General features: G+C 54.4%; 31 protein-coding genes, 1 other RNA gene and 3 other genes. 3 read left to right on the top strand and 32 right to left on the bottom strand.

From position 1 onward, the window contains the following. Window positions 1–18 precede the first annotated feature (18 nt). From traU to traJ, 16 genes are all read right to left on the bottom strand, one after another. Window positions 19–1,011, bottom strand: a complete 993-nt coding sequence (traU, locus tag PSLT092) for a conjugative transfer: assembly (protein ID NP_490576.1) — start codon at window positions 1,009–1,011, stop codon at window positions 19–21. Continuing rightward, window positions 1,008–1,640: a conjugative transfer: assembly gene (traW, locus tag PSLT091; RefSeq protein ID NP_490575.1), complete on the bottom strand. Its 633-nt coding sequence runs from the start codon at window positions 1,638–1,640 to the stop codon at window positions 1,008–1,010. Before traW ends, traU begins: the two co-directional genes overlap by 4 nt. Then, a complete protein-coding gene (gene trbI, locus PSLT089) occupies window positions 1,637–2,023 on the bottom strand; it encodes a conjugative transfer (protein NP_490574.1) in 387 nt (128 codons plus the stop codon). Before trbI ends, traW begins: the two co-directional genes overlap by 4 nt. After that, on the bottom strand, window positions 1,998–4,646 hold the full coding sequence (traC, locus tag PSLT088; RefSeq protein NP_490573.1) for a conjugative transfer: assembly: 2,649 nt from the start codon (window positions 4,644–4,646) through the stop codon (window positions 1,998–2,000). Before traC ends, trbI begins: the two co-directional genes overlap by 26 nt. Window positions 4,647–5,041: 395 nt before the next feature. Next, the gene (locus tag PSLT087) at window positions 5,042–5,509 is read right to left on the bottom strand and encodes a conjugative transfer protein (RefSeq protein ID NP_490572.1); all 468 of its coding nucleotides are present in this window, start codon (window positions 5,507–5,509) and stop codon (window positions 5,042–5,044) included. Beyond that, complete coding sequence (gene traR, locus PSLT085) at window positions 5,502–5,723, bottom strand: conjugative transfer (protein ID NP_490571.1); 222 nt, start codon at window positions 5,721–5,723, stop codon at window positions 5,502–5,504. Before traR ends, PSLT087 begins: the two co-directional genes overlap by 8 nt. A gap of 134 nt (window positions 5,724–5,857) precedes the next feature. Beyond that, the gene (gene traV / locus PSLT084) at window positions 5,858–6,373 is read right to left on the bottom strand and encodes a conjugative transfer: assembly (RefSeq protein NP_490570.1); all 516 of its coding nucleotides are present in this window, start codon (window positions 6,371–6,373) and stop codon (window positions 5,858–5,860) included. After that, entirely contained in the window at window positions 6,370–6,615 is a 246-nt protein-coding gene (gene trbD / locus PSLT083) for a conjugative transfer protein (protein ID NP_490569.1), read from the bottom strand. The genes traV and trbD overlap by 4 nt, the downstream gene beginning before the upstream one ends. Continuing rightward, window positions 6,593–7,189, bottom strand: coding sequence for a conjugative transfer (gene traP / locus PSLT082; RefSeq protein NP_490568.1), 597 nt, complete (start codon window positions 7,187–7,189; stop codon window positions 6,593–6,595). The genes trbD and traP overlap by 23 nt, the downstream gene beginning before the upstream one ends. Next, window positions 7,179–8,600, bottom strand: coding sequence for a conjugative transfer: assembly (gene traB / locus PSLT081; RefSeq protein NP_490567.1), 1,422 nt, complete (start codon window positions 8,598–8,600; stop codon window positions 7,179–7,181). Before traB ends, traP begins: the two co-directional genes overlap by 11 nt. Next, on the bottom strand, window positions 8,600–9,340 hold the full coding sequence (gene traK / locus PSLT080) for a conjugative transfer: assembly (RefSeq protein ID NP_490566.1): 741 nt from the start codon (window positions 9,338–9,340) through the stop codon (window positions 8,600–8,602). The genes traB and traK overlap by 1 nt, the downstream gene beginning before the upstream one ends. After that, entirely contained in the window at window positions 9,327–9,893 is a 567-nt protein-coding gene (gene traE / locus PSLT079; protein ID NP_490565.1) for a conjugative transfer: assembly, read from the bottom strand. The genes traK and traE overlap by 14 nt, the downstream gene beginning before the upstream one ends. Window positions 9,894–9,914: 21 nt before the next feature. Beyond that, entirely contained in the window at window positions 9,915–10,226 is a 312-nt protein-coding gene (gene traL / locus PSLT078) for a conjugative transfer: assembly (protein ID NP_490564.1), read from the bottom strand. A gap of 14 nt (window positions 10,227–10,240) precedes the next feature. Next, entirely contained in the window at window positions 10,241–10,603 is a 363-nt protein-coding gene (traA, locus tag PSLT077) for a conjugative transfer: fimbrial subunit (RefSeq protein ID NP_490563.1), read from the bottom strand. 41 nt (window positions 10,604–10,644) lie between these two features. After that, window positions 10,645–10,965, bottom strand: a complete 321-nt coding sequence (traY, locus tag PSLT076; RefSeq protein NP_490562.1) for a conjugative transfer: oriT nicking — start codon at window positions 10,963–10,965, stop codon at window positions 10,645–10,647. After that, on the bottom strand, window positions 10,966–11,652 hold the full coding sequence (traJ, locus tag PSLT075; protein NP_490561.1) for a conjugative transfer: regulation: 687 nt from the start codon (window positions 11,650–11,652) through the stop codon (window positions 10,966–10,968). It abuts the gene before it with no gap. Between traJ and finP (PSLT074) the strand changes: the two genes are divergently transcribed. Next, window positions 11,611–11,778: antisense RNA determining region (finP, locus tag PSLT074), an RNA gene on the top strand. The two genes, traJ and finP (PSLT074), sit on opposite strands and share 42 nt — an antisense overlap. Window positions 11,779–11,844: 66 nt before the next feature. On the opposite strand, the gene traM is transcribed toward finP (PSLT074), so the two are convergent. Next, the gene (traM, locus tag PSLT073; protein NP_490560.1) at window positions 11,845–12,225 is read right to left on the bottom strand and encodes a conjugative transfer: mating signal; all 381 of its coding nucleotides are present in this window, start codon (window positions 12,223–12,225) and stop codon (window positions 11,845–11,847) included. 414 nt (window positions 12,226–12,639) lie between these two features. On the opposite strand from traM, the gene finP (PSLT072) reads away from it, so the two are divergent. Further along, window positions 12,640–13,110 (top strand): putative transglycosylase, encoded by a 471-nt coding sequence (gene finP, locus PSLT072; RefSeq protein NP_490559.1) that lies wholly within the window; start codon window positions 12,640–12,642, stop codon window positions 13,108–13,110. 310 nt (window positions 13,111–13,420) lie between these two features. On the opposite strand, the gene PSLT071 is transcribed toward finP (PSLT072), so the two are convergent. The 13 genes from PSLT071 to PSLT059 form a co-directional block, all read right to left on the bottom strand. Continuing rightward, window positions 13,421–14,239, bottom strand: an annotated gene (locus PSLT071). Window positions 14,240–14,748: 509 nt separating this feature from the next. Then, window positions 14,749–15,486: a Plasmid SOS inhibition gene (gene psiA / locus PSLT070; protein ID NP_490558.1), complete on the bottom strand. Its 738-nt coding sequence runs from the start codon at window positions 15,484–15,486 to the stop codon at window positions 14,749–14,751. Further along, a complete protein-coding gene (gene psiB / locus PSLT069) occupies window positions 15,483–15,917 on the bottom strand; it encodes a Plasmid SOS inhibition (RefSeq protein ID NP_490557.1) in 435 nt (144 codons plus the stop codon). Before psiB ends, psiA begins: the two co-directional genes overlap by 4 nt. A gap of 39 nt (window positions 15,918–15,956) precedes the next feature. Further along, a complete protein-coding gene (locus tag PSLT068; RefSeq protein ID NP_490556.1) occupies window positions 15,957–17,954 on the bottom strand; it encodes a putative ParB-like nuclease domain in 1,998 nt (665 codons plus the stop codon). A 68-nt stretch (window positions 17,955–18,022) separates the two neighbouring features. After that, a complete protein-coding gene (locus PSLT067; protein ID NP_490555.1) occupies window positions 18,023–18,265 on the bottom strand; it encodes a putative cytoplasmic protein in 243 nt (80 codons plus the stop codon). Window positions 18,266–18,319: 54 nt separating this feature from the next. Continuing rightward, complete coding sequence (gene ssbB / locus PSLT066; protein ID NP_490554.1) at window positions 18,320–18,838, bottom strand: single-strand binding protein; 519 nt, start codon at window positions 18,836–18,838, stop codon at window positions 18,320–18,322. A 208-nt stretch (window positions 18,839–19,046) separates the two neighbouring features. Continuing rightward, window positions 19,047–19,327: gene (locus PSLT065) on the bottom strand. Between the two features lie 229 nt (window positions 19,328–19,556). Beyond that, the gene (locus PSLT064) at window positions 19,557–19,880 is read right to left on the bottom strand and encodes a putative inner membrane protein (RefSeq protein ID NP_490553.1); all 324 of its coding nucleotides are present in this window, start codon (window positions 19,878–19,880) and stop codon (window positions 19,557–19,559) included. Between the two features lie 235 nt (window positions 19,881–20,115). After that, window positions 20,116–20,550, bottom strand: coding sequence for a putative cytoplasmic protein (locus PSLT063; protein NP_490552.1), 435 nt, complete (start codon window positions 20,548–20,550; stop codon window positions 20,116–20,118). Window positions 20,551–20,616: 66 nt separating this feature from the next. Further along, window positions 20,617–21,051: a putative cytoplasmic protein gene (locus tag PSLT062; RefSeq protein ID NP_490551.1), complete on the bottom strand. Its 435-nt coding sequence runs from the start codon at window positions 21,049–21,051 to the stop codon at window positions 20,617–20,619. Window positions 21,052–21,546: 495 nt separating this feature from the next. Continuing rightward, a complete protein-coding gene (locus PSLT061; RefSeq protein NP_490550.1) occupies window positions 21,547–22,311 on the bottom strand; it encodes a putative inner membrane protein in 765 nt (254 codons plus the stop codon). 540 nt (window positions 22,312–22,851) lie between these two features. Continuing rightward, the gene (locus PSLT060) at window positions 22,852–23,073 is read right to left on the bottom strand and encodes a putative cytoplasmic protein (protein NP_490549.1); all 222 of its coding nucleotides are present in this window, start codon (window positions 23,071–23,073) and stop codon (window positions 22,852–22,854) included. Further along, window positions 23,073–23,753: a putative adenine-specific DNA methylase gene (locus PSLT059; RefSeq protein ID NP_490548.1), complete on the bottom strand. Its 681-nt coding sequence runs from the start codon at window positions 23,751–23,753 to the stop codon at window positions 23,073–23,075. Before PSLT059 ends, PSLT060 begins: the two co-directional genes overlap by 1 nt. On the opposite strand from PSLT059, the gene PSLT058 reads away from it, so the two are divergent. After that, window positions 23,373–23,785: gene (locus PSLT058) on the top strand. The two genes, PSLT059 and PSLT058, sit on opposite strands and share 381 nt — an antisense overlap. 349 nt (window positions 23,786–24,134) lie before the next feature. On the opposite strand, the gene PSLT057 is transcribed toward PSLT058, so the two are convergent. Continuing rightward, on the bottom strand, window positions 24,135–24,491 hold the full coding sequence (locus tag PSLT057; RefSeq protein NP_490547.1) for a putative cytoplasmic protein: 357 nt from the start codon (window positions 24,489–24,491) through the stop codon (window positions 24,135–24,137). Then, a complete protein-coding gene (locus PSLT056) occupies window positions 24,484–24,954 on the bottom strand; it encodes a putative cytoplasmic protein (RefSeq protein NP_490546.1) in 471 nt (156 codons plus the stop codon). Before PSLT056 ends, PSLT057 begins: the two co-directional genes overlap by 8 nt. Between the last annotated feature and the right edge of the window lie 91 nt (window positions 24,955–25,045).

Raw genomic sequence — 25,045 nt, 5'->3', positions numbered from 1 at the left:
CCTCTCTTCGGTATCGGTTTACAGAAATACACAGTTGCGCTTACGCCACATCAGATAGCCAAAGTTCTTCTTCGTGTTGGGTGGATTTTTCCCGGTTTCCCAGCGCATCACACTGCGCCCGAACGGGTGGCACTGCCCGCTGTCCGGATACATGTTCACCATCTGATAACGCCAGCGCTCTTTAGGGAGAATGGGCGACGGATATTCAAAGCAGACGGCGGTATTCTGCCCGATGGTCTCCATAATTTGCCCCTGCCGGTGCAGTTTGAAGGCCATCCGCTCACTGACCAGCAGGGAGGACTGCAGCGGACTGGATTCGTTACTCACCCAGCCGTTAAACGGATACATGGAGCCCTGAGAGCCTGCACACCAGAACAGGACATCCAGCGGTTTATTGAAGGTGCTGGCAATGGCATCTGCCGCGCAGGCCCCCTGGGCTATGGGATTGGCAAAAATTACCGCTTCCGGATTGAGAATGCTGGTCAGGCTGCTGTCCGTCCACGTGGGGTCGATTTCGGAGAGGTACGCAATGTCCAGGTCACCGCCCTCCAGACACCCCATCGACGTGATGATATTCAGCCAGTACGTGAGCGGGTATTTGTACCAGTGAACGTGGTAGAACGCCCCGTTCACCTGTTTATCCTCCTTCTTCGCCGTACCCTGTGCCGTTTTCCCGAAGGCCGGCAGGCTGAACCCCAGATTCACCATGCAGCCCGGAGAGCGGGTGACGTCCGTCAGCGCCATTGGCTCCCAGTAGCCAATCGCCAGTCCGGGACGCTTAAAAATGGGCGGCGGCGCCGGACAGAACTGGAGCGGCATTGAGGGATTGGCCGTATCCGGCAGCTTTCCCTGACTCACTTTTGTACTGCCCAGCGACAGCGGAAAGATGCAGCTCCAGCAGATATCCGTGATCGGGTTTACAAAACGACTTTCACAGGCCGCATCAGCCGATACCGTGGGGACATGACCGGCCAGCAGAATCAGTACACACAGCCACAGATACCGTTTCATTTTCTGCCGTCCTCCGCCGGAATAAATTCCACTTTCAGGAAACGCCCGTCTTTTGCGGCCGTCACCCTGGCCGGCACCTGGTCGATCCCGAGGCGCTGACACAGCACCCCGTTCTGGTCAAAGTAAATCCGGCTGTCCAGCGCCTTCTCCATCTCAGGGATACTGCCCTGCACCAGAATAATTTTGCTCTCCAGCGTCGGCGGCGTCTGGCGTTTCATCCACGACACCTGTTCCGGATCATCGCCGTTAATGAAATACAGCGTCTGGTTAAAGGGCACATACTGCAGCGGATTCATCACCTCCCCCTGACGGGCAAACACCCGTCCTTCGTTATCCCGGATATCGGCCGCCAGTCTGACCGACGGATCAAACAGCCGGCTGCGGTATTTCTCCGCGCGCCCGATACCCGGCACCGCAGGCGGTCGCAGGCTGTTGTGGATCACCCGCTCCTTAAAGGCCTCCATCCGGCGGCCCATCTCACCGGACTGCTGCAGGGCTTCCAGCCGGTGCATAATCACCGCCAGCATGTCCGGCTCCTGCACCGGCCACAGATCGCCCCAGGTGCCCAGGTCTGCGGCCGCCACGCTCTGCCCCCATATCAGCAGGGCTGTCAGCCCCCGCCATTTCACGGCTCTGCCCTCATACGCCGGGCAATATCCTGCTGGATCTCCCGGGTGATATCCGGCGCGCCCTGTACCACCGCCGGTGAAACCAGAATGACGGCATGGTGCTCCCGCTGCCACGCCTGCAGGCTGGCCTCCAGGGCCGCATTAAAGCGCCCGGACAACGCTTTCGACTGCGCTTCCGTCAGTTTTTTCTGGCCGGCGCTGTCAAAAAACGCATCCACGGTCTGTTTCATGTTGAATGCCACCGTCACCGGCGTGTTCAGCCGGACTATCCCGTAACTGATGGCGGCGTTAAGTACCACCATCCCCAGGCATCCCGGTATCATCCACAGCCCGTCACGCTTACGCGCTCCCGTGCCGTCAGTCTGTTTCTGCTTTGTACTCATAAGTTCCCCTGAATGTCTCATGCTCCTGCAGCCAGGCCTCCAGCGAGGCCATCTCCGGTCCTGACTTTTTCCACGCCAGCTGCCAGACCGCCTCGTGAATACTCAGCCCCTCTTTCCGCTTCTGCTGTACAAACTCAAAATCAGGACCGTCCGAGCTGTACATGGCGCGGCTGAGCGGGTCGACAAACAGACGGTGCCAGGAGGAATGGTTTTCCACCTGCAGCAGGAACGAGCTGAACCACTGGTCTTTCGCGGCGCCAAATTTCTCAATCATCTCCCGGTGTAGCTGCGGGAACTGATCCGGATACAGCTGGTTGTATTTCGCGAATTCTTTGGCGCTCTGTTTGAGGATAATTTTGTAGGAAGAGTTACCCCATGCCGCGCGGGCGGCGCTGGACGCCTTGTCGGAGTCAAAGTCGACGATATTCTGCGTGATGGTGATATACGCGCCGGTGTGACGGCGGGCAGTACGGTAGCCTTTTTCGATGAAGTCCCCGACCTTGCGGTTTTTGAAGTCCAGCAGACGCCAGCCTTCGTCGATCACGTTCAGCTTTTTGAGGTTACGCGGCGTGCGGTACATCCGGTTTTCGATGTAGATAATCAGGGAAAACATCACCGCAACCAGCAGGGACGGGCGGTCTTCCAGGCCACCCAGCTCCAGCACCACCATCCTGGCATCATCGCGCAGGGAGGGTTCATCGGAGTTGAAGTATCTGCCGTAAGTGCCTGCTGCCGTGTACTGGTTCAGCAGGACAATCATTTCATCCAGGCGGCTGCGGATACCGGGTGACTCCGCATACTGTTCGCTCGTGCGGGCGTTTTCCAGAAAATCCACCACGTCATCAATACGCGCCCGGTTCTTTTTTGTCAGCCAGGCTGCCCTGACCGCCTGCAGCAACAGGCCCTCATGGACTTCGTCAAGGTTGCCGTTGGGGCTGGCCATCACCGACAACTGGTCGCGGATACGTTCGGCCGACTGGTCAATATTGGTGATATTGGCGAAGGGGTTAAAACGCAGGGTCTCCCCGTCCAGGTACACCCCGCCCATATTTTCGCACAGGGACTTGTACCCGTCCCCCATGTCAAACACCACTGCAAAGCCGCCGGAATCCAGCACGCTGCGGATAAGCGGCTGTATCAGCCCGGTCTTGCCCGCCCCGGAAGTTCCGCAGACCGCCATGTTGTAGTTGGTGTTGTTCATTCCCCGGAAGAAAATATCAATAAAGGCCAGCTGGTTACGGTAGGTCGGAGCCAGCAGCCCGGCGGGCGTCAGCGGGTTATCCGCCACCAGGGGCATCAGGTTGGTCACATTGAAGCTCTCCGCCCGCTGCACCACACCGGCTTCCTTCAGCTGCTTAAACAGTCCCTTCCCGGCCATAAAGGGCAGGCAGGCCAGGAAATTACGCATGTGGTTAAAGCGCGGCGAAATCAGCTCAAAACCGTTTTTACGGAAACTGTTCAGGATATCCTGCTCCGTTTCCAGCGCCGTTTCCTTGTTGTCGCGGCAGAACGCCGTGATATTGAAAAAGTAGGACACCACCGAGGACTGGTTCGACGCCAGGCGCTGGCGCAGGTCTCCCCACTCCTTCGCTTCCTTCTCCACGGACGGGAACCATTTGGCGTAGGAGGTCTTCGACTTCTTCTCCAGATCCATGTACTTCAGGTTCGCTTCGCTGTGGGTCTTCACCTGGTCTTCCACCACCAGGGTCAGCGTCAGAATGAACGGACAGGAGATGGACAGCTCCGGGTTCAGCAGATTGCTGTAATTATCCGCCGAGTTCCACAGGAAGGCGATTTCCGGGTTACGGGCCAGATGAAAACTCATGATGCGCGCGGTGCTGTTTTTCCCGTTATCGCGCAGTCCCAGCGTCAGGTAATCCTGCCTGACCTTCAGGTCAAAGGAGTCGTCCACGCACTGGTAATTCAGGTCGGAATACGGGTCCAGCCGGCGCCGGGTCGGATGGATGGATTCCGGATTGTGATTAATCATCTCCCCGACAATATTAATAAATGCCTTCGCATCAACGGTCTGTGTGCTGATGTATGCCCCCTGCAGGGAAGCCCGGATAATCTTCACCAGGTTTTCCATCTCCAGGATATCGGCCCGGCTTTTTTTTCTGGAGGGCGCGCAGTATGAGATGAACACCCGGTAATGGCGCAGGGTCAGGGGCAGGTTCATTCCTTCCGGTAACGGAAAGTGAGTCTCTGCGGCTTTCATGTAGTAGGCGCGGGTGATGGCGTTGAACCGCTCCGCCTGCTCACCGGACCAGGAGAACTTCCGCAGCCCGTACTCAATACGCTCCCCGACCAGCTGGCTGGACATCAGGTGGACACACAGGGGTATCCCGCGCGGCAGTTTGGTACGCAGCAGATGGTCAAGGGAGAGCGCAATGGTCTCGTTAGCGCCGTTGACAGGCGTGGCTTCCAGCATAAAGCCCATCGTGGCGTCATTCATGAACAGGCCGGACTCCTGGTTATAGTCCCGGTACGGCAGCAGACGGCTGAACTGCGGGAAGCTCATCTCGCCGAGGATCTGATTGGCCTGTGCCGATTCATCCGGCAGCTTCAGCGCGGTCAGCAGCGAGTTGGCCGCCTGAGTGACAGTATCAAGCAGGTTCTTCACACGAACACCTTAACCTTAAGAAAAACAGAATGTTGAAACGGGAAGCGCGAACAGACAGAACAGGAAGACTGCTCCCTGCCACTGCAGAAGAAACAGTCCATTCCACTGCCACTGATAAAACAACCAGACGGAAGGAGCCAGCAGAGCAAAAACATGAAGACCTGCAGCGACCCCGGTCATGATGGCCGTTGCCTCCCGGCGCACCACGGAGTTCAGGAGAAAAAGCCGCAGCACGGTCACCACAACAGAGCCTGTTACCAGCAGCGCCTGTAATCTCATTCACTTCCAGGATTCAGCAGAAAGCGGATGCTTATGCAGGAAATATTCATTCACAAAGGAAAGACTCCAGTACACCAGGAGAAAACCGGCCACGCCGTAACGCTGCAGATAAACCTTCATTCTGATTTATCCCCGCCGACAAACTTCCGGATGGCATCCTGTTCACGCTGACGGGTTGCAAGCTCCTCCACTTCATTACTGCTCTCCCACCAGAGACGCAGGATGTCGTCTTCATCCCGTCCGGTCAGCGTTTTCCCGGACAGCAGGCGGCGGAGCAGCTCCCGGCGAACGTCTGCGGTATCTTCCACCCGGCGCAACAGCCACAGCAGTGTCTGACGACTGAGCGCGATATACCTGTCCAGGCAGAAGAACATAAAAACCAGATAAATCAGACAAACGCATATCACGACACACAGCGTGTATTTCAGGAGCAGGGAGGTACTGAATAACGCAGTAATCACACTCAGTACGGCGGTAATTATTGAGAGGAAGCCCAGGTTTTTAAATACCCGCACCTGTCGTCGGTATATCCGGTCATGTTTATCAATAATGGATTCCATTTTTTCAGCGTCTGATTTATGCATAATGCCTGCCCTGTTTTTCCAGAAAAGACTGGCATTCGACACACAACGTCACGCCAGGAAATATTTTTCGCCGCGCCTCCGGAATGGGATTACCGCATGCTTCACACCGGTAAACCGGAATACCTTTACGGTTTACTTTCTGCCGTATCCGGTTTATTCCCGTCACGGTCAGTTGTTCTGTCACTGAATATGCCTCATCGGCTTCATCGCTCATGGAATATGTCTCCTGACACGTTCTGACACGCTACCGCCCGTCCCTTTTCACGCACAGGGCACTCGTTTTACAGGCAGGTTTTGAATACAGAAAGCCGGCCGGCATTGCCGGCTGATATCTGACTGACGCGTCAGTTAATTAATCCGTGGCTTTCCCCACACGGACGGTTTAATGACAAAAAATACGCCGGACGGCTGATGGTAAATATCCTGGCTGTCAATATAGGGCGCTATCCATAACGCCGCCGTCTGCTCCCTGGTTCTCAGTGGACGGGGCGGCACCACAGGAGAGACCGTACTGACAGCCGCCACCGGTTTCACCTCCCGGGCAGCCGTAAACAGCGGGTGTGGTGCCGGCGGTTTCTGCCCGGAACGCGGGGCGGCCACGGTCTTTGCGACGGGTAGAGTGACGGTACTGACTACCTGTACCGGCGTCGTGCGAAAGTTACCCTCAGCCAGGCGCGGCAGTGATACCGCACCCGGCTTTACCGTCTCAGGTTGCTCCTGTCTTTTCGCTTTTTCATTGGCCTGCTCCATCGTCATACAGGTGTCTGACGTGGTGGCGGTACATTCAAAGTCGGAGTTCGTTCCGGCGCATCCGGACAGCAGAAGCGCGCCACAGAAAGGGATCAGGCATGAAATCCGGTTCATGATTTCGCCCCTTTCTTATTCTCACGCAGCAGCTTTTTGATTAATTCAGACAGAACACATGTTTTCCCTGCGCCAGGCATTCCGGTAACTGAAAAATTATATTCCTGTCGTGAGAAATTATATTCCCGGCGACCGGAGAGTATTATTTTTGTAGTGCAGTTACTGATAACATATTTCACAAAATCATCCTGCACGGATTCATCAGGAACTGAAATAACATTACGTATGTTCATTTTTATCACCCTCTTTTTTAGCCTCTTTATTACCAGAATAAGAAACCTGCCCGTTTGTATTTACTTTTAAAGTCCGGATTTCGTTTTCTTTATCAATATACTTCAGGTTGTTTGTCGCTGTGTCATACGCATATGTCAGTGGATTGTGACGGTACGGCCGGTCTCCGATCATTACTGCCACCGCGGTATACAACAGCGCCAGCATCCCCCATAACAGCCATCCCGTTTGCGACAGGGACTGGTCGATATCTGCCGCGTATTCTTCCGCGCCGGTTATTTTTAGCGGACAGTTTTCCGTCAGATTCAGCGGTACAGGTGACGACACCGTGAAAGCCGGGTCAGGGCAGTCCCGGACCGGAAACATCCCGGACGGGGCCATTGCCCTCACCCGTCCGATTTCCTGCGCCATCTGTTGTCCCGGCGTGGTATCCCCCGTCCGGAAGAGCAGAATGACAACAATGGCTGTTGTGGCCAGCGGCCAGATAACGGCATATTTCACGCCCCATATCAGCCAGCGCAGAAGACCGGCAATACGATATAAAACGGCACGTCCCTTCAGGTTGTTCAGCCGGTTATTTCCCATTTACATGTCCTCCCTGGCTGCCGGACATAAACTGCTGTGGATTCAGGTCACCCAGCTGCTTCAGCATCTGGTCGGTGTTAAAGCCGTTCATATGGCTGTCGACTGACGGAGGTATAGGCACCGGGCTTTCCGCATTTTCATCCTCCTTCCGGTGACGGGCCTGCTCCTGTGCCATTTCTTCCACGGTTTTCAGCTGAAAACCGTCCTGAAACACCACGGTCACTTCATTACCGGCACCAATCGGGATCACCGGGTGATACTGCTCGGCACGTTTGATGTAATAATCACTGAGTGTCTGTGCCGCTTTCGATGCACCACCACCAATCCCCATTCTGAACACATCGCCCGCGCCGTAAGTCGCAGTGGCCCCCAGCCCCACCGCCTGCTGGGATGCCCGCTCCATCCCCTGGCCGATACCGTCCACAAAACCGGCGCCCCACGCCCAGCCGAGGATTTTGCCATTACGCATCACCACTTCACCCTTGATGCCGTTCTTTCCACGGAAGCTGACATGTCCCTTAACCGACATGTCGATGGTTTTGCCGTCCTTCAGGCAGCTGATATTACGGGTACGTACTATCGCGCGTTCACTGGACACATCCCCCCAGGCTTCCAGACCCACAAAGCACCCTGTCAGGTCATATGTTTTACTGTTCGGCATCTCCACCGGGCCGGTAATGCGCAACTGCATAGGGACCGTCGATTCATTACCGGTGACGGAGGCATTGGCATCCGCTCCTTCGATCAGCATGGTTTTTGCAAAACTCCCGGACGGGATATACGGCAGGGAGGGACCTTTCTTCGCGGCAGCGTCATAGCTGAACGTTTTACGCTGTATACGGTTCGGCACCGGCACGGACTGGTATGTCACCTGTGGCGGAGGCGTGACGCCATTCCCCGGATAAAAAGCGGTTGGCGGAGGAACGGCTCCCTGTGGCGGGAAGGTCATCGGCGTATTACCCGGCTGAGGTTCTCCTTCCGGACCGGGCGGTGAGACAGGTGTATGCGGCACGGGCTCTCCTGTGGTCGTCACCGGGTTCGCTCCCAGGGCCTTCACCTGTTCGGCCAGGGCGGCGTTGTCCTGCCCCAGCTTCTCAATACGACGCTGGTCGTCACCGCGCTGCTTATTCAGAACATCCAGCTCATGGCGGATTTCGTCGTACTGTTTCTGCATCTGCGCCGCCGTCACCTGCATTTCCGTGGTGGCATGCTGACGAACTTTGTCATCAAAGGTCGTGTCCACCACCCCGGTCATATCCGGTACCGGCTCCTGCTCTGCGGCCGTCCCGTTGCCACTCATGTCGACGTCAGACAGGTAAAGGCCTCCGCCAATGGCAGCGGCAGCCCCCACCGCAACAATCCCCAGCCAGATGTACTGTTTACGCTTTACAACCGTATTGATGCTCGCCATCAGTTGCCCTCCCCGTCACGGATGACGTACACGTCCATTCGTGCGCCGGCCAGTATCTGGCTGACGGGCTGGCTGAACATCACGGCGCGGGTTCCGGGCTGCCAGAAATCACTTTCCCTGATGTTCAGGGCTGACGGCATTTTATTTTCCACAGCAAACCGTACCAGTTTCAGGTGATTGCCGGTCCACACAGCGTCAGCCCGTGCAGACAGACCGGCCGGGGCCTGCAGCGCTTCTTTCGTGACGGGGATCTGATACCAGCCGGCAGGCAGCGTGCCTCCACGAACTGCCTGGCTGACGGCAACCAGCAGGGATTCATAAGGGGTGGCCGTTTCCCATGCGCCAGCCTCCTCCCCGGTTCCGCGCAGGTCGCTGACCAGTTGTACGGTGCGTCCGGCACCGGCCCGGGGGACGGCCCGGACGGAAAAGTTCAGCCCGCGCTCCGTCTCCAGAATGAAGGTGAACGGCTTTTTACTGACCGTGGCCACCACCACGCCGCCCGTGCCTGTCTGCTCACTGTTTGTCAGCATGCCGTCCAGACCGCTGACCGCAGTGATACGGTCACCCGGTACCGTAAACAGGTTCGGGTCGGTGTTGCTGACAGCAATGTTCGCCTGACCGCCGTTAGCCAGGGACACCACCACCGGGGCCAGCGTACCGGAACCCGACGCCATCACCAGACCGGAAAATAACCATCCGGCCGCCAGTAAAAATGGCTTATACGGCTTATTTTTTCTCATCGTCAGTTTCCCCGAAATTATCCAGCCAGGTCACGCCGTTTTCCCGTTTCAGAATAAGAATGTAATGTTTGATGTCGGTAAACGGTTTTGAATCTCCAATCCAGGTTTTCAGCACACCGCGAATTTCCACGCGGCCATACTGTGGCCAGACCCTGACACTGGTCTGGAAAAAAGCGGAGTTAACGTTGTCGGCCTTAATTCGTCTCGCTTCTTCTGCCAGAATGACTTTCATTTGGTTCTGTGCGCCCGAACGAATATATTGCAGAAGTGCCTGGTGTGACGCGTCGACGGTTTCTGACGACACATTCAGACGCAGGGCAATAAACGACAGCGCCATCTGCTGTAAATAAGAGGCATCGGCACTGTTCTGTGACACCGCAAAGGACGCGTTAAATCCCATAGGAGTGACCGCCGTGCGTTGCTCATTCTGCAGCCGGTAGTTATTAATACCCTGAATGACATTCACGGCCAGACTGAGCACAATCAGCAGGGCCATAAAAATAAAACTTATTGCCAGTACGCGGCTGGTACTTAAACGGGCGCCGTGTTCCATATACTCATCCCGGAATAATGATTACTTAATCCACTGCCGGAAACACGAATCGGGAACGTTATGAAAAATACCGCGAAGCAGGGCTGTCGGCATATACCAGTAAATCAGGTCACGCAGCCAGGAGCTTCCCCGCCCTTTTTTCAGTTTTCTTATCCCGAAATAAACCAGAACCGCAGCGCTGATGCCGAAAAGTTGTTTTGATGTCATTAATCCCCAGCCAATACAGACAGCAGCAGGAATTAATTCATCCACCGGCAGGCCAAACCAGCGGCTCTGGTTGGTCAGTGTTTCCGGGAAACGATATTTCCTGAGTTTATTCTCGTCTCCCGACATGGTCTTATTTCCTGTCAGAGGCCGACGACAGCCATACCAACGGCAATAAAGACCGAGATGATGGCAAAACCCGCCAGGAATTTGACGTTCTTGGTCATCATGTACATCACGGCACCGACCAGCACTTCCGCGAGAATAACCCACTTGACGGCGCTGGAATCCTTACCAAATGTCGCCTTGACCGTACCGTTACCGCTGGCCATCAGGTCCTGCGAACCGCCGGCAGCCATTGCCAGTTGCGGGAAAAAGAATATCAGTACTGCCGCCGGGATCACTGCGCGGGCAAGTTTCAGCAGGTTCAGACGTGTGAACGTAGACAGAAACGATTTCTTTTTAACGGGCGCAGAAGCACCCTGAACACTTAAAATAGCGCTCATATGGTTCCTCTTTTGAGTAATATCAACTATGAATATGAAAGTTAAATCTCTTTAAATGTGGACTCTGTTTCTTCAATTACCTCCCTGAAAATTTCTTCATTATAGAAATCCGGATATCGTTTCAGATGATCCCTCAGACGAATCTGAACTTCTATTGTTTTACTTCTTCCACTCCGATCTTTAGCCCTGATAAGACGGTTATTCGTATCTTCATCGAGATACACTGAGACAGTTCGACTTATCCCCTCTCTTGCGTTTCTCCTCCTCACAAATTCACCTCTGCTTACACGACTAATAAACTTATGATTACACGGAAAACGGCAAAAAAAAACACGCCAAAAATGGCGCGCCTTAATTAACATTCACTTAACACAATAAAATTCACGAATAATGTCTATCAATGATATTATTTTACCTTTAGAAATACATGATATTCTGAATGAATCGAAAGATTCATAATTCCTTTTAATTTTACGCTTAACAGGTTTGATTCTGTCTTCTGATGCTCTGATAGTAATACCTAATTCTTTAGCTATATTTGCGTGACTAACTCCTAATGTATAAAAAGAAAAAACAAGCAAAGTTCCGGGGGACAGTTCGTTCCAGAATGATTCAGTTCCTGAGAGAGACAAATTTTTAGTTTTTGTGTCAGGAGAAAAAAATGGATGATCTGGAAATAAATTTATCTGCCACAACACAATTATCTCATTATTATCGAATGAAATATTCTCCATTCTTATCTGATAAATTTCCCCATGAAAATTAAAACGCCGGCAAAAAGCAGCTCCATGTCCAAGCGACTGACATTCAAGTTCCAGGGATGACAGAAAAACTTCAACCCCATAACGATTATAACTATCTCCCGAAAGAGGCTGATCCTCTTTAGAGAAGAGTTCAATAAAGGCTCCATTTGCGTAAATGATTTTCCGACTTTGATTACGGACGCAAACAGGGACTGGTGAGTTTTTATAGATATCCTGAATACTCAGAATGTATTTATTTACAGATTGACTGGCGAGTGTTCTTTCTCTACGATCCGTCGGACACATAGGAACCTCCTCAAAGGATTCTATGGACAGTCGATGCAGGGAGTGACAGCTCCCTGTATCGGCGATTTAACTTGTTTTTTTAACGTAGCGTTAACTACAAAGACACTATATTGTTTTCAGCCTTAATTTGTCACTATATTTTTATAGATCAACATACTTTTATTTAAACTAAATCAGGATTTAATCCCGCTATTATTCTTCATTTTCATGGAAAAATCTTTCCATCTCTGAAGATACTTTTTCTTTGATATCTTCAACCATATTTGCATATTCAAATTTTGGATTTCCGGCGACATGAGGGCTGAGAGATCCTATACCTAAAATTTTGGCTACGGATGACTGTGTTTTAAGTACATTTTCAAGTAATACTTTATTGAATTCTGTCTGATTAAATGGCGACTCCTTACGCTCCATTTGTGCCTCATAGACACGAAGCCCTAATTCCAGCAACATCGAAGATGTACCAGAAAAACTGATATCTTTATCTCTCGCCCCTTCCTGGCGTCGTTTTTCCACAATAGCAGTTATTTTATTGTGTACCTCATTACTTATATATACATTGACTTTAGCCATTCACTATCACCTTTTTTCCGCAACGAATAAGAACATTATAAACTCCGGATTCAGGAGCACTCTGTAAGGGGTAACACCCCTGGCAGCGCCCCCAGGGGTGTTACTTAAAAACAGGCACAGCGACGCTAGCAGCGCCCCTGATATAATGCAATGTTTTTTATAAAAATAGTCAGTACTACCCCTGTATAGCGTCGTCATAGCGGTGCCGGCGACGTGCCTGCACCGCTATTTAATACATTAAAATAAATTAAATTACATTATTATGAACATAACTCACTGTTACTAAAAACAAATCAGAAAAATTTTAATTTTGCGTGGGGTGTGGTGCTTTTGGTGGTGAGGACGGCAAATTTGTTGAGTATGGAGTTGGAGTGGGTTAAGTTATTACCGGATGACTACGCAAGAGGCAAATTAATGTATAAATGGCTCCTGTCTGTCCTCCTGGTATTAATGAGCACGGTAGTCCATGCCGCTGACTGTTTTGATCTGGCCGGGAGAGACTATAAAATAGATCCGGATTTACTGCGGGCGATTTCATGGAAGGAATCCCGTAACCGGGCTAATGCCGTCGGTATTAATCCGGTTACGGGATATGGCTCGGGGTTAATGCAGGTTGACTCTCAGCACTTTAACGAACTGGCTCGTTATGGAATAAAACCGGAACAACTTGTCTCCGATCCCTGCCTGAATATTTACACCGGAGCTTATTATCTGGCAATCGCATTCAGAAAGTGGGGGGTATCCTGGACAGCAGTCGGAGCGTACAACGCCGGATTTAAAAAGACTCCCCTTCAGGATGCACGTCGTCTGGACTATGCGACTGATGTACACCGAATCTGGATCGCGATAAAACAAAGTAAAACCAGGCAGACTCCCGCCCGATGATCCCCTTTTTGTATCCGGCAAGCAGAAGAAGGGATAATATTATCAACCGAAACCCATATATTTTTTATGCCGCATAGCAGAATGGAATAAACACAGAAATGTAATACTGACTGCCCGGAATCCCGCGAAACGGGAACCCGTTATCATATCTTCTTCCACCCTGTCAGATCCGTTTTTATCGCTGGCACATAAATGACAGAAAACGATGAAGTCTGTTGATTAAAATGGGATGTTACAGACAATCTGACAATGTCCGGGAAGAATAACATAAGTAAAGCCCCGAAAAATTTTCGGGGCTTTACTTATGTTATTATGACTTACATTCACGAAACTGTTCAGCAATCATCCACAGCGCCTTGTTTAACCGGATATCACCATTAATACCGGTAACTGCCCTGATCCGGGTGTTTTTTCCGGGGCATTCCTGCCGGGTAACCCACTCTTCATCATATTCTTCTGTACACGCTGATATGTTGTCCACAGGTCATTTTGTTTATCTTCCCGACGACGTGGAGTAATTATTTATTCAGGAGAAACAGGGATTTTATTTTCGTCCTCATATCTGACAGTCAGTGCCGCTTTACCAAACAGATATTGCTCATCCTGATTAAGTATCACTGACTTCATTGACTCCATATTTTCGGTGGCTTTATCGAAGATCCCCATAACCTCATAATCCCCCTCAATCACCTGCCCAACAATATCTCCCTTGTGTGGCACACGTATTTCACCAAAATGATCCGCATACCAGTCCATTTGTACAGATAAATCTGAACAGCCCGGGAACCATCTGATAACTTGACGAACCGTCATGAGAATTGAGCAAAATAATTTCCGGAACCTCTTTCCCATTAATCTGTCATTCACGACGAAAACGCAGCATATGTTTACTGTATTCCCGGCGACTTAAATCACGTACACGACTCTGGCAGGCAAAGAACGACTGAAAACCTTCCTCACGTAACCTGTTGATGATATTAATGGTTGGAATATAAGTATAACGTTCGCTCCGGGATTCATGTTTGTCTCCGGAAAAAACTGAAGGCACAGTCTGCATTAATTCAGCGTCAGCCAAAGGACTCTCACGACGAATGGAATTCTGTCTACCAAAACGGGAAGCGAGTCTCATAACGTATTCCTTATATAATTAATGAAAAAATTCTGAAGAAAAAGCAGTGACCGGAGACACCGCCATTTCCGTTAACACTCAAGTAACAAAAGCGGGTGTTATTCAACAACGCTCCCCTTTAATCCCCTCGGTGAAGCCGGTGATCCAGTCACGTACAGACCGGATAAAACCATACTGAATACCGTAATGATCTGCGGCTTCCTGACCATACGCGACACTCATGGCCGCACGATCAGCAGCGGCTACCAGCTGGCTTTTCATTTTTTCCACCATCTTTCAGTAGATTCAAAGTTACGCATGATATCTCCTTTCGATAACGGGGCGGGGATATTCCCCGCCATCCGGGTCACTTCCTGAGTTCAGTTCCGGCAAACTGCGCCATCAGGTGAAGCATATGTGCTATTTCATCCACTTTTTGCTGCAATGGCGGCGTTGCCACCGGGATGAGCCGGATTTGTACCTCCAGCTGATCCATCAGCCGGGCGGTCTGCGTTTCCAGACGGGCTTTATCAGGGAAGTCGCCCGGGCCTCCGGTTCGTCAGCTTGTTGGGTACCTGCCAACGTTCGGCCTCGCGCACATATACCGGGTTTTCCCGGACGATGAACCAGATTTCATACATCACGTTGTACAGCGGCTCATCACTGTCGCGCAGCCAGTCCAGCGACGTCAGCGAGGTAAACCGCGTCCGCCACTGCCAGAACCCCTGCGCCAGCTCCCGCGCGTCAAACTCGTCAGCCCAGCGCGTATACCAGGCATTGACGGTTTCCGGCGACTGAAAGTTAAGCTCCGTCATGGCCTGCCCCAGCAGGTTCTGGCGCAGCAGCCAGGCATGTTCCAGCGCTTTTTCCTCCCGGCGCATTTTGCGGTTAAAGGCGATTTTCTCACGCTGCATCCGGCGATCTGTGCGCGCGTGTATCACCTCCGGGAACAGTTCGGCCTGCACATCCACGGAGAGTGGTAGCGGGCAATACTCCCCGTGACTGGAGATGAGGCGATCCAGCGCCTCTTCCACCTGTTTCAGGCTGGTCAGCCGGTTCTTCGGCTCCCAGTTCAGACCGGGAATACGCTGTGCCACTGTCGTGTTAATCCGGCTGCTGCCGCTCAGCACGCGCAAAAAAGTACGCGCATGTGGCAGGGCGGGCAGACGTGCTCCACGGCGGCGGGATTCTTCCACCGTCAGAATGGCCTGTAATGCCGCCTGACGGGCTGGCTTCAGGGTAACCAGGGCGTGTGAAGAGTGGATCATGCTGCGCCCTCCATCGCCAGAACGCTGATGATGCTGGCCTGACTGTAACCATCGGCATCAAGGTGAGCCACCAGGCTGAGTGTATGCGTGATAACCTCCGGCGACCAGGCTGGCAGCGTGCGGATAACAGAGAACGGGCGACCGCTGACCGGAATAAAGACCACCATCCAGGACGGGCTGATATCCCCGGGACTGCATACCGCCAGGCTGAAATTGCCGCGGGATGGCGTGAAACGGATCTGCACCGGGAAAAAACCACCAAACTCACTGCGATATTCGCCGTTCATGTCCCAGCCTGCGGGACATGTCAGGTCACGCATCGCGGCGTGGGTCAGTTCACGGCGCAGGTCTTCGCCGCCGTCGCGCCAGTCTTCGAATTCCTGGGGGATCATTGTACTCAATACAGCGGGGGTAATAATGTTACGCATCATTTTCTCCTTGCTGCCGCCCCCGAAGGGCGGCCTCCGTTATCAGGCTGCATCGGGCAGGGTGTGGTGGCTGTCTGCATCAGCACTGCCGTTTTCGGTATCAGATACGTCGTTTTCTGCATCAGGGGCGCGCATCCAGACAGGCACCCAACGGTTGTCACGCATTTTGTCCTCTGCCAGTTCAGCCGCATCACCCTTCTTCATCTTCTCCGCATCCCGCGCCGCGCCTGTCAGTCCGGCCTCATTCAGCGCGGCGATGATTTGCGGTTTTTTAAGGCCAGTGAAGAAATCGGCCTTCGTCGGTTGCCACCAGTCGCGCAGATGGAAAGCGAGCGCGATTTCCAGCTTATCGAGCGGACTGCGGGTGGTGCCTCCGGCGCCGCGCATCTGCATACCGTCAAGACTGCATGCGGTGCAGAAACTGAGCAGGGCGGTAAGGTCTTTGGCGCTGAGGGTGAAAAAGGTGGTGAAGTCCTGTGTCCAGCCCTCCGGTAGCAACGTTTCAAGACGTTTTCCCTCCTGCGACAGCGTCACAAACGCAACACCGCTCTCGCCGGGCGGCGCATCCTTTGTCAGGGAGTAATGCTTACAGTTCAGGCTGATTTGAGCGGGTCGGTTATACGCGCCGCTGCTGAACACGTTCAGACACAGCGTCCATGCCAGAAGCGCCAGGGATTTTTCCGGCTGCTGCATCAGTGCCGCCTGGACCGACAATGTCCGTTCTGCACACATTCTGGTCAGCAGGGGAACACTGATTTCGTCCACAGGCTCCGGCTGGCGCTCATATACCGGAACCTGATCGGGTTCATCTTCCGTTTCAGACTGCTCACGCAGGCTCACCCCGCGCTGGACACAGATTTCACCGTGACGCCATGACACCACCACGCCGGACTGTGCGCGCATTTCCAGCGTCCATGCCCGGAGTTGTGCCGCGCATTCGATGGCCTCTATCTCTGACTCCATCGTGTCGGTTTCATCGCTGGCGGTCTGGTTTTCGTCGTACAGTTCCTGCAACTCGTCCAGGCGCTGCTGTTCCTGCTCCGTGTAAACCGCGTCAGGCTCATCCTGAATACGGTACACTTCGGTATCCTCACCATAGCGGCTGACAGGCTCCATCCGTCCCGCGCACCATGCCCAGCCCTCGGCCTCTTTCAGGCACTCCGCCACCCACTGAAGTTTTTCCAGCAGGGCCGTATCCAGCGCCAGTTTGTCCACAAAACCGCCCTGTTCGTCGCTGAACAGGTCTGCGCGGATTTCATCGCCGGAGAAAGCTTTTTCACCGACAAACGTATATTTGCTGTTGTTGAGGGTGGAAACCTGACTGTCGGTGATCAAATTACGGATCACGCGCACTTCCGGTTTATTGTTCCAGCCCTCTCGACACGCCGCCTCGTACACCTGCACCTGACGGTCGGGATTGTCCTCCAGCGCCAGCGCCTGACAGTGCTCCGTGGTGATTTTGTCCGCAGCCAGCGCTTCCAGGATAACCGGAGCCAGCCCCGCGAGTTTCAGCATCCGCTGTACGTGACGGGGCGAATAGCCCAGCAGATCGCCAGTCTGTGCAGGAGTTTTGCCTTCCGCTGCCATCGCGCGGAATCCCGCAATTTGTTCGGCAGGGTGCATTTCCAGATGCTGCCCGTTCTCGGTCAGTGAAGCGGCGGTCGCCAGATTATCCGGCACAACCTTCACGCGGACAGGCCAGTCCGGGTGGATCGTGTTCTCAGTGGCCAACAGATTCATCGCCGCCAGACGGCGACCGCCAGCGGCAACACCGTACAGGCCGTCAGGGAGGGCGTGAACAACCAGATTCTGGAGCAGTCCAATCCCTTTAATAGAGTCCGCCAGTTCGCGGACGCTCTCTGTGGAATACGGCACGATACGCACGTTCTGCGGGGATTTGACCAGTGCGGACAGCGGTACGTGTTGTTCTTCGGTCTGCGCCAGCACCGCCGACAATACGGTGTTACTGGCACTGGCGGCGTTTTTCGCCTTACGGCTGGTTTTTACTGCGGATTTTGCATTAGAATTGGTAACTGACATTATTGATACTCCTTCATGATATTAATAATTGTCTGCCGGACGTGTTCCCGTCCGGCACCTCTTACGGCTTACTGCGTTTTACGGATACCGTGGCTTTCGATACAGCGGTTGAGCCAGTACTCGCCGCCCGGTTCAAAATTCCAGCCCCGCCAGACCATTTCGCCGTCCTTACGCACAACCAAGCGAAGGTGCGTCCCCTGATCGTCTTCAATGGCGACATTCTGATACTGTGCTGCCACCGCTTCGGCCTGTTCGTGGGTGAACGTGCCATCAGGCAGGGATTTCAGTGGGCTCATGATGTTGTCTGTCATCGTGTTCTCCTGGATAAGCCCCGTCAGACGGGGCATCAGTGAAAATTTACCGAGTCAAAAGGGAATATCATCGTCGAAGTCATACGCCGGATCGGGTTGCGCTGGCGGCTGCTGCGGTGCTGCTGCGTTTTTCCCTTTTGCTGCATTTCCCGCCCCTTTTACCGCTTTGCCTTCTCCCTTTGCCGCCGTAGGTGGGGTCTGAGGCTCCTGCTGTGGCTGGCTGTTGTGGCGACCGAGCATCTGCATGGTGCCGCCCACGTTAACGATCACTTCGGTGGTGTATTTGTCCTGACCGGACTGATCGGTCCATTTGCGGGTGCGTAACTGGCCCTCGATGTAGACCTGAGCACCTTTACGCAGATATTCACTGGCAATTTCAGCGAGCTTGCCAAACACGACAACACGGTGCCATTCGGTGTGTTCGCGCATCTCCCCGTCCTGCCTGACACGCCATGTTTCTGACGTGGCGAGGGTAAGATTTGCCACCGCGCCCCCGTTGGGCATGTAACGTACTTCCGGGTCCTGCCCGATATGACCGACCAGAATAACTTTGTTTACGCCACGTGCTGCCATGATAAATCTCCTTAATGCGTTGTTTTGACTTTAAAAACCATCACCCGTTGAGTTTCGGGAGCCGCGGTTTTGACGTTTTGCGGGGACCTGCTGTTCTGTTCCCTCTGGTACTGCCATCACCCGTTTGAGAACCTTCGCCGCAAGGGGCATCACTGCCACGGCCCGACGCACCTGTCCGGGGCAGAACGCAAAAGTTTTTGCCGGCCTTTTACGGCAAAAAGTTTTGTGGGCTGTTCATTTCACCTTGGACAGCCAGTGCGGCGGGTTGTGGCTGTATCAGCCCCCGGCGACAGGGACTTAAACGGGTAACGGCACCAGAAGCGGAGATGAGCAGGAACCCGCCGCAACGTCGGGACGCGGCACGCGAAACGGCGTTGCGCCTTACAGCCCGGCAGCCTTACCGCCGGGGTGCGAAAAGCGCAGGAAACGGCGCGCCAGGGGCGGCGTGACCGGAACGGTCGCAGCAAGCCTGCCGTTGACGTTGCGACAGTGGGATGGAAACCCGCTGCCCCGAAGGGGCCGGGCAGAGACAGCGCAGCTGGCTCGGTGCGCAGCATGACAGTCCCGGTTCCCGTCAGGGAAGTCGCCCGGCGTCAGCGAAATCTGTCAGGGAATATCAGCAGCAGAATGAACAGGAACAGGAACAGGAACAGGAACAGGAACAGGAACAGGAACAGGAACAGGAACAGGCAGCGTATTATCACCGGCAGGAAGAAAATCACACACCCCGGCCAGAAAAAAACATCACCCGGCATGCGTAAAATCCGGCCAGCGACAGGCAGAATGCATCAGGAATGGCGCTATTTTTTAACCTCATCCTCTTTTCTGGCATATTCCGGGGCATTCTTGTCCGGGAGTTGCGCAAATACTCCAGCCGCGCCCGGAAATACTCTCTCAAATGCTCAGGCTGTTCTCTGACGACAAGCTCAGCGACCACCGGCATCGCCAGCCTTTCTTTATAGACCACGCCTGAAGCAACCAGGTCAATGGCCACTTTATCCTGCTCTTCTTTAGTTGTTGCCGCCAGATTCAGTCCGGACATCACATCCTCCGACAGAAATGGAAACCGGCTGTAAGTGTACGCCATCAGAGGCAGAGGGGGAAAAGGGCAGGGAGCGGCGCGAAGCGCGGCCCCTGTCCTTCCCCCCGCAGGCGCCAGCCTGCAGGTTTTTTCGCGCGGGCTGACAGGCGCCCTCCCCGCCTGCCATCATGCCTGACTGCTTTTTCCGCCCTGTAAGAGGAAGTGACCACCGGTGTACACGGCGCACTAATATCTGTCAGTAGTTTCCTTCGGTCAGGTTATGCGCCGGGATATTTGTGGAAAGCAGGTATCGCAACGTATCCAGCGCGGTTTCTTCTTCAGCAGCCCTGTCCTGCGTCTGGTAACGAGGAAGGTTCATTCCGGCTTCCATCAGGGGTAAAAGCGTGCGCAGCACATCTTCAGGTACAGCAATCTGGCGCGGTGGGCGCAGTGCGACTAACTCGCGTAATACACCCTCAACAAAATTCTGGCCAATACCATCACGCCAGAGCGCATCACTGTCCGACTCGCCAATGGCGCGCAGTACGGCCTGTATGTCATCAGCGGTCGGATTAAACTCCGCCCCCATTTCCCGCACATCGCCTTCACACCAGATGATGACAGCGATTTTTTCGTGATTCTCATACACTTTCAGTAAGTCGCAGCAGATGGTGCTGACGGTTCCGTACATAACAGACTCCTCTTAAATCAATGAATGACAGTTACAGCGGGGCGGCATCGCCGCCCCGTCGGTTAATCAGTCGAGCGCGGCGTAAATAGCGTTGCATTCAGGGTGAAACGTAATGTGATTCCAGAGCTGGGTATCACGCAGCATATACAGGCGAGTGAGCGCAGCGTTGCCGCAGTCGTGATGCGTCCAGCAACGGCGGTTAATGGCGAGCGAAGTCAGAATAATTCCGGCAGCGTCGGCGCTGACGGTACGATCAAACCAGTTTTCACCGTTGATCATGTGTACCCGATCGCAGTCGGGCATCATGTATCCGCCGCCTTCCGGCAGACGGATAAAATGCCAGAAACCACCGTTGTATTCAGGCATCCATTTTTTCGCCAGGGCATATAACTGTAATTCAGCCAGCATAAAATCGTTGCCGAACATGTACGGCAGGAAAGACAGGCGGTCGGATTCTTCAACGTTAATAACACGCGCACGTTGCTGATTTGAATACTGCATAAAACCTCCGTAATCACATATTCCGCGACACCGGGCGGTGCCGTGCATCCATACCAGTCGGGCGATCAATCGTGGATGCAAGGGCGCAAGGGAAGCCGCAGCCTGACGCGCACGGAAGACGGGAGCTGAAGGGTGAGACCGTGAAACCTGAACGGTCGAACGACCGGAAGATCGCGGCTGACGTGAAGGAAGGACCGGGTGACCGCCGCGTGCACTTTACCCTTGTATCCACGACAGCCCGACTACGATGGATGCACGGCACAGCCCGCACACGACACAGGACTGTCAGAGTGGAAAACCACAAGGCGACGGCCGGCAGGCCTGAGCCGGGTGAATGCGGAGCCGAAAAGGCGACATCCTTTTGCCTGTTTTGCCTGTCGTCCCCGGCATCGTCGCAGTCGCCGGCTGAAAAACTGAAAAAAGAGAAGGAGACCTCCCCTTCTCTTTTCTTTCTCGTTACCGTTTACAGCTTATCGTTCACCGCACACAGCTTATTTAACGGATGTTGCCTGTGAAACTCCGGGCTTCGTTCACCACATCCCGGAGCACGCGGCGGTCAAGCCAGCGGCGGTTCGGTTCCCCCGGGAAGCGCAAACAGTCGGTTATCACGCCGGCGGCTTCGATTTCTTCCTCCGGCTCATTAACCAGCGTCAGCAGCACCGGGCAGAAACGGGCGTTACGTACCAGTACCGCGTCCAGCACCTTATCCAGTCCGTCCTCGTCCTCTTCGTCAAGCCAGTTATCATGGTCGTATTCATCGGCCAGTAACCGCCAGTTCCCGATGCGTTTTTCCATCAGGCGGGACTCGCCGGACGGTGCCAGCGCCGCCGCGATGCGCTTCGTATCCTGGCGGACAATTTCACATACCCGGTCAGCGGACGCTTTCAGGAACGCCAGCAGGTCGGCATATTCGTCCGTGGTCAGCCACTCCTGAGCATACGGAAGGCGAATTTCAGTGCATTCGCGTACCGTGGCAGGGTGCGGATATGCCTGTACCGGGTACAGATGTAACCGGACTGGCGTCCCCGCCAGCCGCTGCGCACTGGCCGTCAGCAGTTGCGCCCGTCCATAATTAAGGGGCTGACAAAGATGCGTCGTCAGTGCCAAGATTTCGGCAGCACTGAGCACACCGCAGACGGCCAGCCAGCCGGGCACCACACCGGGGGCCACCTGCGTCACGCCGACGGTTTCGGGCCAGCCGGACCGGCGTAACAGATTATCTCCGTGGCGCACTATCAGCGTACTGAGCGTGTTTCTCATTGTGTTGTTCCTCTTCGTGTTCATACAGTTGTGATTGATACCCCGCCCGTCACCCGGTACGGGGTGGTACGTTACGCCGCCAGCGCCAGTTGCCTGAGCCGCGCAATATCGACCTGAGCGTCGGCAACGCCGGGGTACTCCTGACATACAAGAGGCCAGGCCTGAGCGTCCTCCGTATCCAGCGCCCGCCCGGCGATATTCGTCACCCTTGCCAGCAGGTCGGCGGGAACACTGACGGTCGGGATTTCAGTCCGTAATCCGGCGTACAGCGCCTGTACCGTGCTGTCTGAAATACCGTCTCCGGTATGTTCGCCCATACCTTTTCGGCCAATCTCACGCAAAATCGCATCGGCCTCCACTTCGGTCATCGCCTGAGTCAGTGACATAACGTCCTGCTTCGTCCAGATCAGCAGGGCAAAACGCTCGTCGTTGCCAAACATGCGTTTCAGCTTTGAGTTCAGTTCTTTACGTGTGCCATACATCATGATTTTCTCCGTTGGTTCAGTGGGGCGGCACCGCCGCCCGTGGTCTCGTCATCTGTCAGTCTTTAAAACACTCATTGAGCATCAGGCTTTCGTTGTACGCTTCATCCAGCAGGGTGTTGATACGCCGCAGACTCTGCCCGGCCAGTCGTTCAGTAAGTCCGTGACGCTGCCAGTGATAACGCTCTTCCAGCACTTTCAGGGTGGCGCGCAGGTCGCACATGCTGTTGGCCAGCGCCGCCACTTCTGCGCGGAGTTTTTCGTGTCCGGAATAGTTCATTACGCGGCCTCCGGATAAAAGACGTCGTTGGCGGCCGGGCGTTGCATGGCGCGCTGTACGGCTGTCAGGCGCTCAATCCCGGCTTTGTGGTACTGCTCCATCAGCTCGATACCGATATATCTGCGCCCCGCCTGTAACGCGGCAACGCAGGTGGAGGCGGAGCCGGCAAACGGGTCGAGAACAATGGCGTTCGTGTGTGTGAAAGACTCAATCAGCGGTTGCAGGCTGGTAACGGGCTTTTCCGTCGGGTGGTGGCGATTGCCGGAATACTTCCAGCCGAGGACATCCGGCAGCGGGTTCTGTGGCAGGGCCGGACGGCCTTTCGCCAGCACGTAAGCGCATTCATGGCGGTAGCCGACATACGCGGATTTTGACGAGTAGTTTTTGGTGAATACCAGGTGTCCGACCACGCTGAAACCGGCACTTTTCCAGGCCGCCATGAAACGGTCCACGCGGTTCCAGCCGTAGAAACTGACCAGCAGCGCATCTTTTTTGAGTACGCGGTACATCTGGTTACAGGCGGGTTGCAGCCACTCGTCGGTTCTGTCACCGGCAATACTGCGGCCGGAACGGTCACGGAATCCGACAAGGTAAGGCGGGTCGGTCAGAATGAAATCGACGGCGCGCTCCGGAAAGCCGGACATAATATCGACACAGTTCCCCAGGATTAAACGGGACATAGAGATTCCTCGCGGTTACAGGAGGCACCGGGAGGGCGTCCCTGTGACGCCCGTTCCCCGCTGCCTGTGGGCTGTTCACCGCGTCCGGTAACGGGTCAGGCCGACCGTGGAATAACGAGCCGACAGTCCTCACCGTCGGTGAGTTTATGCCGCGAAAGCGGCTTGAAGGGCGTTCATCAGAAGGCGAGTGCCGGGCGCATAATAGCGACAGCGCCCGGCAGGAGCAGAAAAATCGCCCGTCCCGTGCCCGGCCGGACGCGGGATACTGACCACAGGCAGCGTTGCTCCCGCGCCGCCGGCGCTGGCGCCGAAAAAAGAGGAGCTGCGCGACATCATTATTCATTCAGGAAGTACCAGGCAGACGTACTGCCCGGCAGATTATCAGCGGGTGATATCCCGCCAGTCATTCCCCCACTCATCGCGCAGTACCGGCGCATCCGTTGAGCCGGTCACTGTCCACGCATCGAGGAACTTCAGACCACGCAGGATACTGTTTTCCACGTCATCGAGCAGAATGATGCTGTTAAACCAGACCACGCCTGTTTCATATTCCCACCGATGCCGGTCATCCTCGCGTTTCAACGATGGCCACCAGGTGCGCCCCATTTGCAGAACACCCGCTTCGGCATGCTCCAGGTCAGTCGCGGAAACCAGGTAATGCACCATCATTTCAGTGCCATTGACGTCGACACTCAGGCCAACAAGCCAGGTATCATTAATGTTTGAATTATTATCCACCGCGCTTCACCTCATCGATTGCCCATTGCAGATGGCTCCAGTTGAACCCGTCATTCGCATCATGGCAGTGCTGTGCCAGCTCCATCGCCGCATCGATATCGTCTTCCGTGAGCGAACTGTCCAGCGCCAGAAAATCACTGGCCAGCCAGAACGTACCGCAGCACAGCGCATCATCAGGAAACCGGGAAAGACGCTGTTTAAACGCAGCGACTGTCATATTGCGGGACAGCGTGATACAGGCCGGAAAAACACTGTCTGCCACATCGTTCCAGCTCCACTCATCACTGTCTGGTACTGGTCGCTCCACGGTTTCCGTGGTCACACCAGGCAGACGGGATAAACGTTCCAGAATATCCCCCAGGTACAGCTTCTCGCCGCTGCCGTCTTCACTGGACAGATAATGTCCGTTGATATAAAGCGCAAACTCGCCATTTTCCAGGTCGATACAGGTCACTCTGAACATAAGATTTTCCTCAACATCCGGCAGGAGGCATCACCGCGATACCGTTCCCTGCCGCACGCTGCCTGTTCGTCGCGTCCGGTAACGGGTCAAC

Source organism: Salmonella enterica subsp. enterica serovar Typhimurium str. LT2, from assembly GCF_000006945.2.
Taxonomy (GTDB): domain Bacteria; phylum Pseudomonadota; class Gammaproteobacteria; order Enterobacterales; family Enterobacteriaceae; genus Salmonella; species Salmonella enterica.
The sequence above is the reverse complement of the archived record's forward strand: the minus strand, read 5'-3'. Positions and strand labels throughout refer to the sequence as shown.

Excerpts from the sequence above, each read along its gene's own strand:
- traU (NP_490576.1), bottom strand. The coding sequence starts at position 1,011 with ATGAAACGGTATCTGTGGCTGTGTGTACTGATTCTGCTGGCCGGTCAT.
- trbI (NP_490574.1), bottom strand. The coding sequence starts at position 2,023 with ATGAGTACAAAGCAGAAACAGACTGACGGCACGGGAGCGCGTAAGCGT.
- PSLT087 (NP_490572.1), bottom strand. The coding sequence starts at position 5,509 with ATGCATAAATCAGACGCTGAAAAAATGGAATCCATTATTGATAAACAT.
- traR (NP_490571.1), bottom strand. The coding sequence starts at position 5,723 with ATGAGCGATGAAGCCGATGAGGCATATTCAGTGACAGAACAACTGACC.
- traV (NP_490570.1), bottom strand. The coding sequence starts at position 6,373 with ATGAACCGGATTTCATGCCTGATCCCTTTCTGTGGCGCGCTTCTGCTG.
- traP (NP_490568.1), bottom strand. The coding sequence starts at position 7,189 with ATGGGAAATAACCGGCTGAACAACCTGAAGGGACGTGCCGTTTTATAT.
- traB (NP_490567.1), bottom strand. The coding sequence starts at position 8,600 with ATGGCGAGCATCAATACGGTTGTAAAGCGTAAACAGTACATCTGGCTG.
- traK (NP_490566.1), bottom strand. The coding sequence starts at position 9,340 with ATGAGAAAAAATAAGCCGTATAAGCCATTTTTACTGGCGGCCGGATGG.
- traE (NP_490565.1), bottom strand. The coding sequence starts at position 9,893 with ATGGAACACGGCGCCCGTTTAAGTACCAGCCGCGTACTGGCAATAAGT.
- traL (NP_490564.1), bottom strand. The coding sequence starts at position 10,226 with ATGTCGGGAGACGAGAATAAACTCAGGAAATATCGTTTCCCGGAAACA.
- traA (NP_490563.1), bottom strand. The coding sequence starts at position 10,603 with ATGAGCGCTATTTTAAGTGTTCAGGGTGCTTCTGCGCCCGTTAAAAAG.
- traY (NP_490562.1), bottom strand. The coding sequence starts at position 10,965 with ATGTTAATTAAGGCGCGCCATTTTTGGCGTGTTTTTTTTTGCCGTTTT.
- traJ (NP_490561.1), bottom strand. The coding sequence starts at position 11,652 with ATGTGTCCGACGGATCGTAGAGAAAGAACACTCGCCAGTCAATCTGTA.
- traM (NP_490560.1), bottom strand. The coding sequence starts at position 12,225 with ATGGCTAAAGTCAATGTATATATAAGTAATGAGGTACACAATAAAATA.
- finP (NP_490559.1), top strand. The coding sequence starts at position 12,640 with ATGTATAAATGGCTCCTGTCTGTCCTCCTGGTATTAATGAGCACGGTA.
- psiA (NP_490558.1), bottom strand. The coding sequence starts at position 15,486 with ATGATCCACTCTTCACACGCCCTGGTTACCCTGAAGCCAGCCCGTCAG.
- psiB (NP_490557.1), bottom strand. The coding sequence starts at position 15,917 with ATGATGCGTAACATTATTACCCCCGCTGTATTGAGTACAATGATCCCC.
- PSLT068 (NP_490556.1), bottom strand. The coding sequence starts at position 17,954 with ATGTCAGTTACCAATTCTAATGCAAAATCCGCAGTAAAAACCAGCCGT.
- PSLT067 (NP_490555.1), bottom strand. The coding sequence starts at position 18,265 with ATGACAGACAACATCATGAGCCCACTGAAATCCCTGCCTGATGGCACG.
- ssbB (NP_490554.1), bottom strand. The coding sequence starts at position 18,838 with ATGGCAGCACGTGGCGTAAACAAAGTTATTCTGGTCGGTCATATCGGG.
- PSLT064 (NP_490553.1), bottom strand. The coding sequence starts at position 19,880 with ATGTCCGGACTGAATCTGGCGGCAACAACTAAAGAAGAGCAGGATAAA.
- PSLT063 (NP_490552.1), bottom strand. The coding sequence starts at position 20,550 with ATGTACGGAACCGTCAGCACCATCTGCTGCGACTTACTGAAAGTGTAT.
- PSLT062 (NP_490551.1), bottom strand. The coding sequence starts at position 21,051 with ATGCAGTATTCAAATCAGCAACGTGCGCGTGTTATTAACGTTGAAGAA.
- PSLT061 (NP_490550.1), bottom strand. The coding sequence starts at position 22,311 with ATGAGAAACACGCTCAGTACGCTGATAGTGCGCCACGGAGATAATCTG.
- PSLT060 (NP_490549.1), bottom strand. The coding sequence starts at position 23,073 with ATGAACTATTCCGGACACGAAAAACTCCGCGCAGAAGTGGCGGCGCTG.
- PSLT059 (NP_490548.1), bottom strand. The coding sequence starts at position 23,753 with ATGTCCCGTTTAATCCTGGGGAACTGTGTCGATATTATGTCCGGCTTT.
- PSLT056 (NP_490546.1), bottom strand. The coding sequence starts at position 24,954 with ATGTTCAGAGTGACCTGTATCGACCTGGAAAATGGCGAGTTTGCGCTT.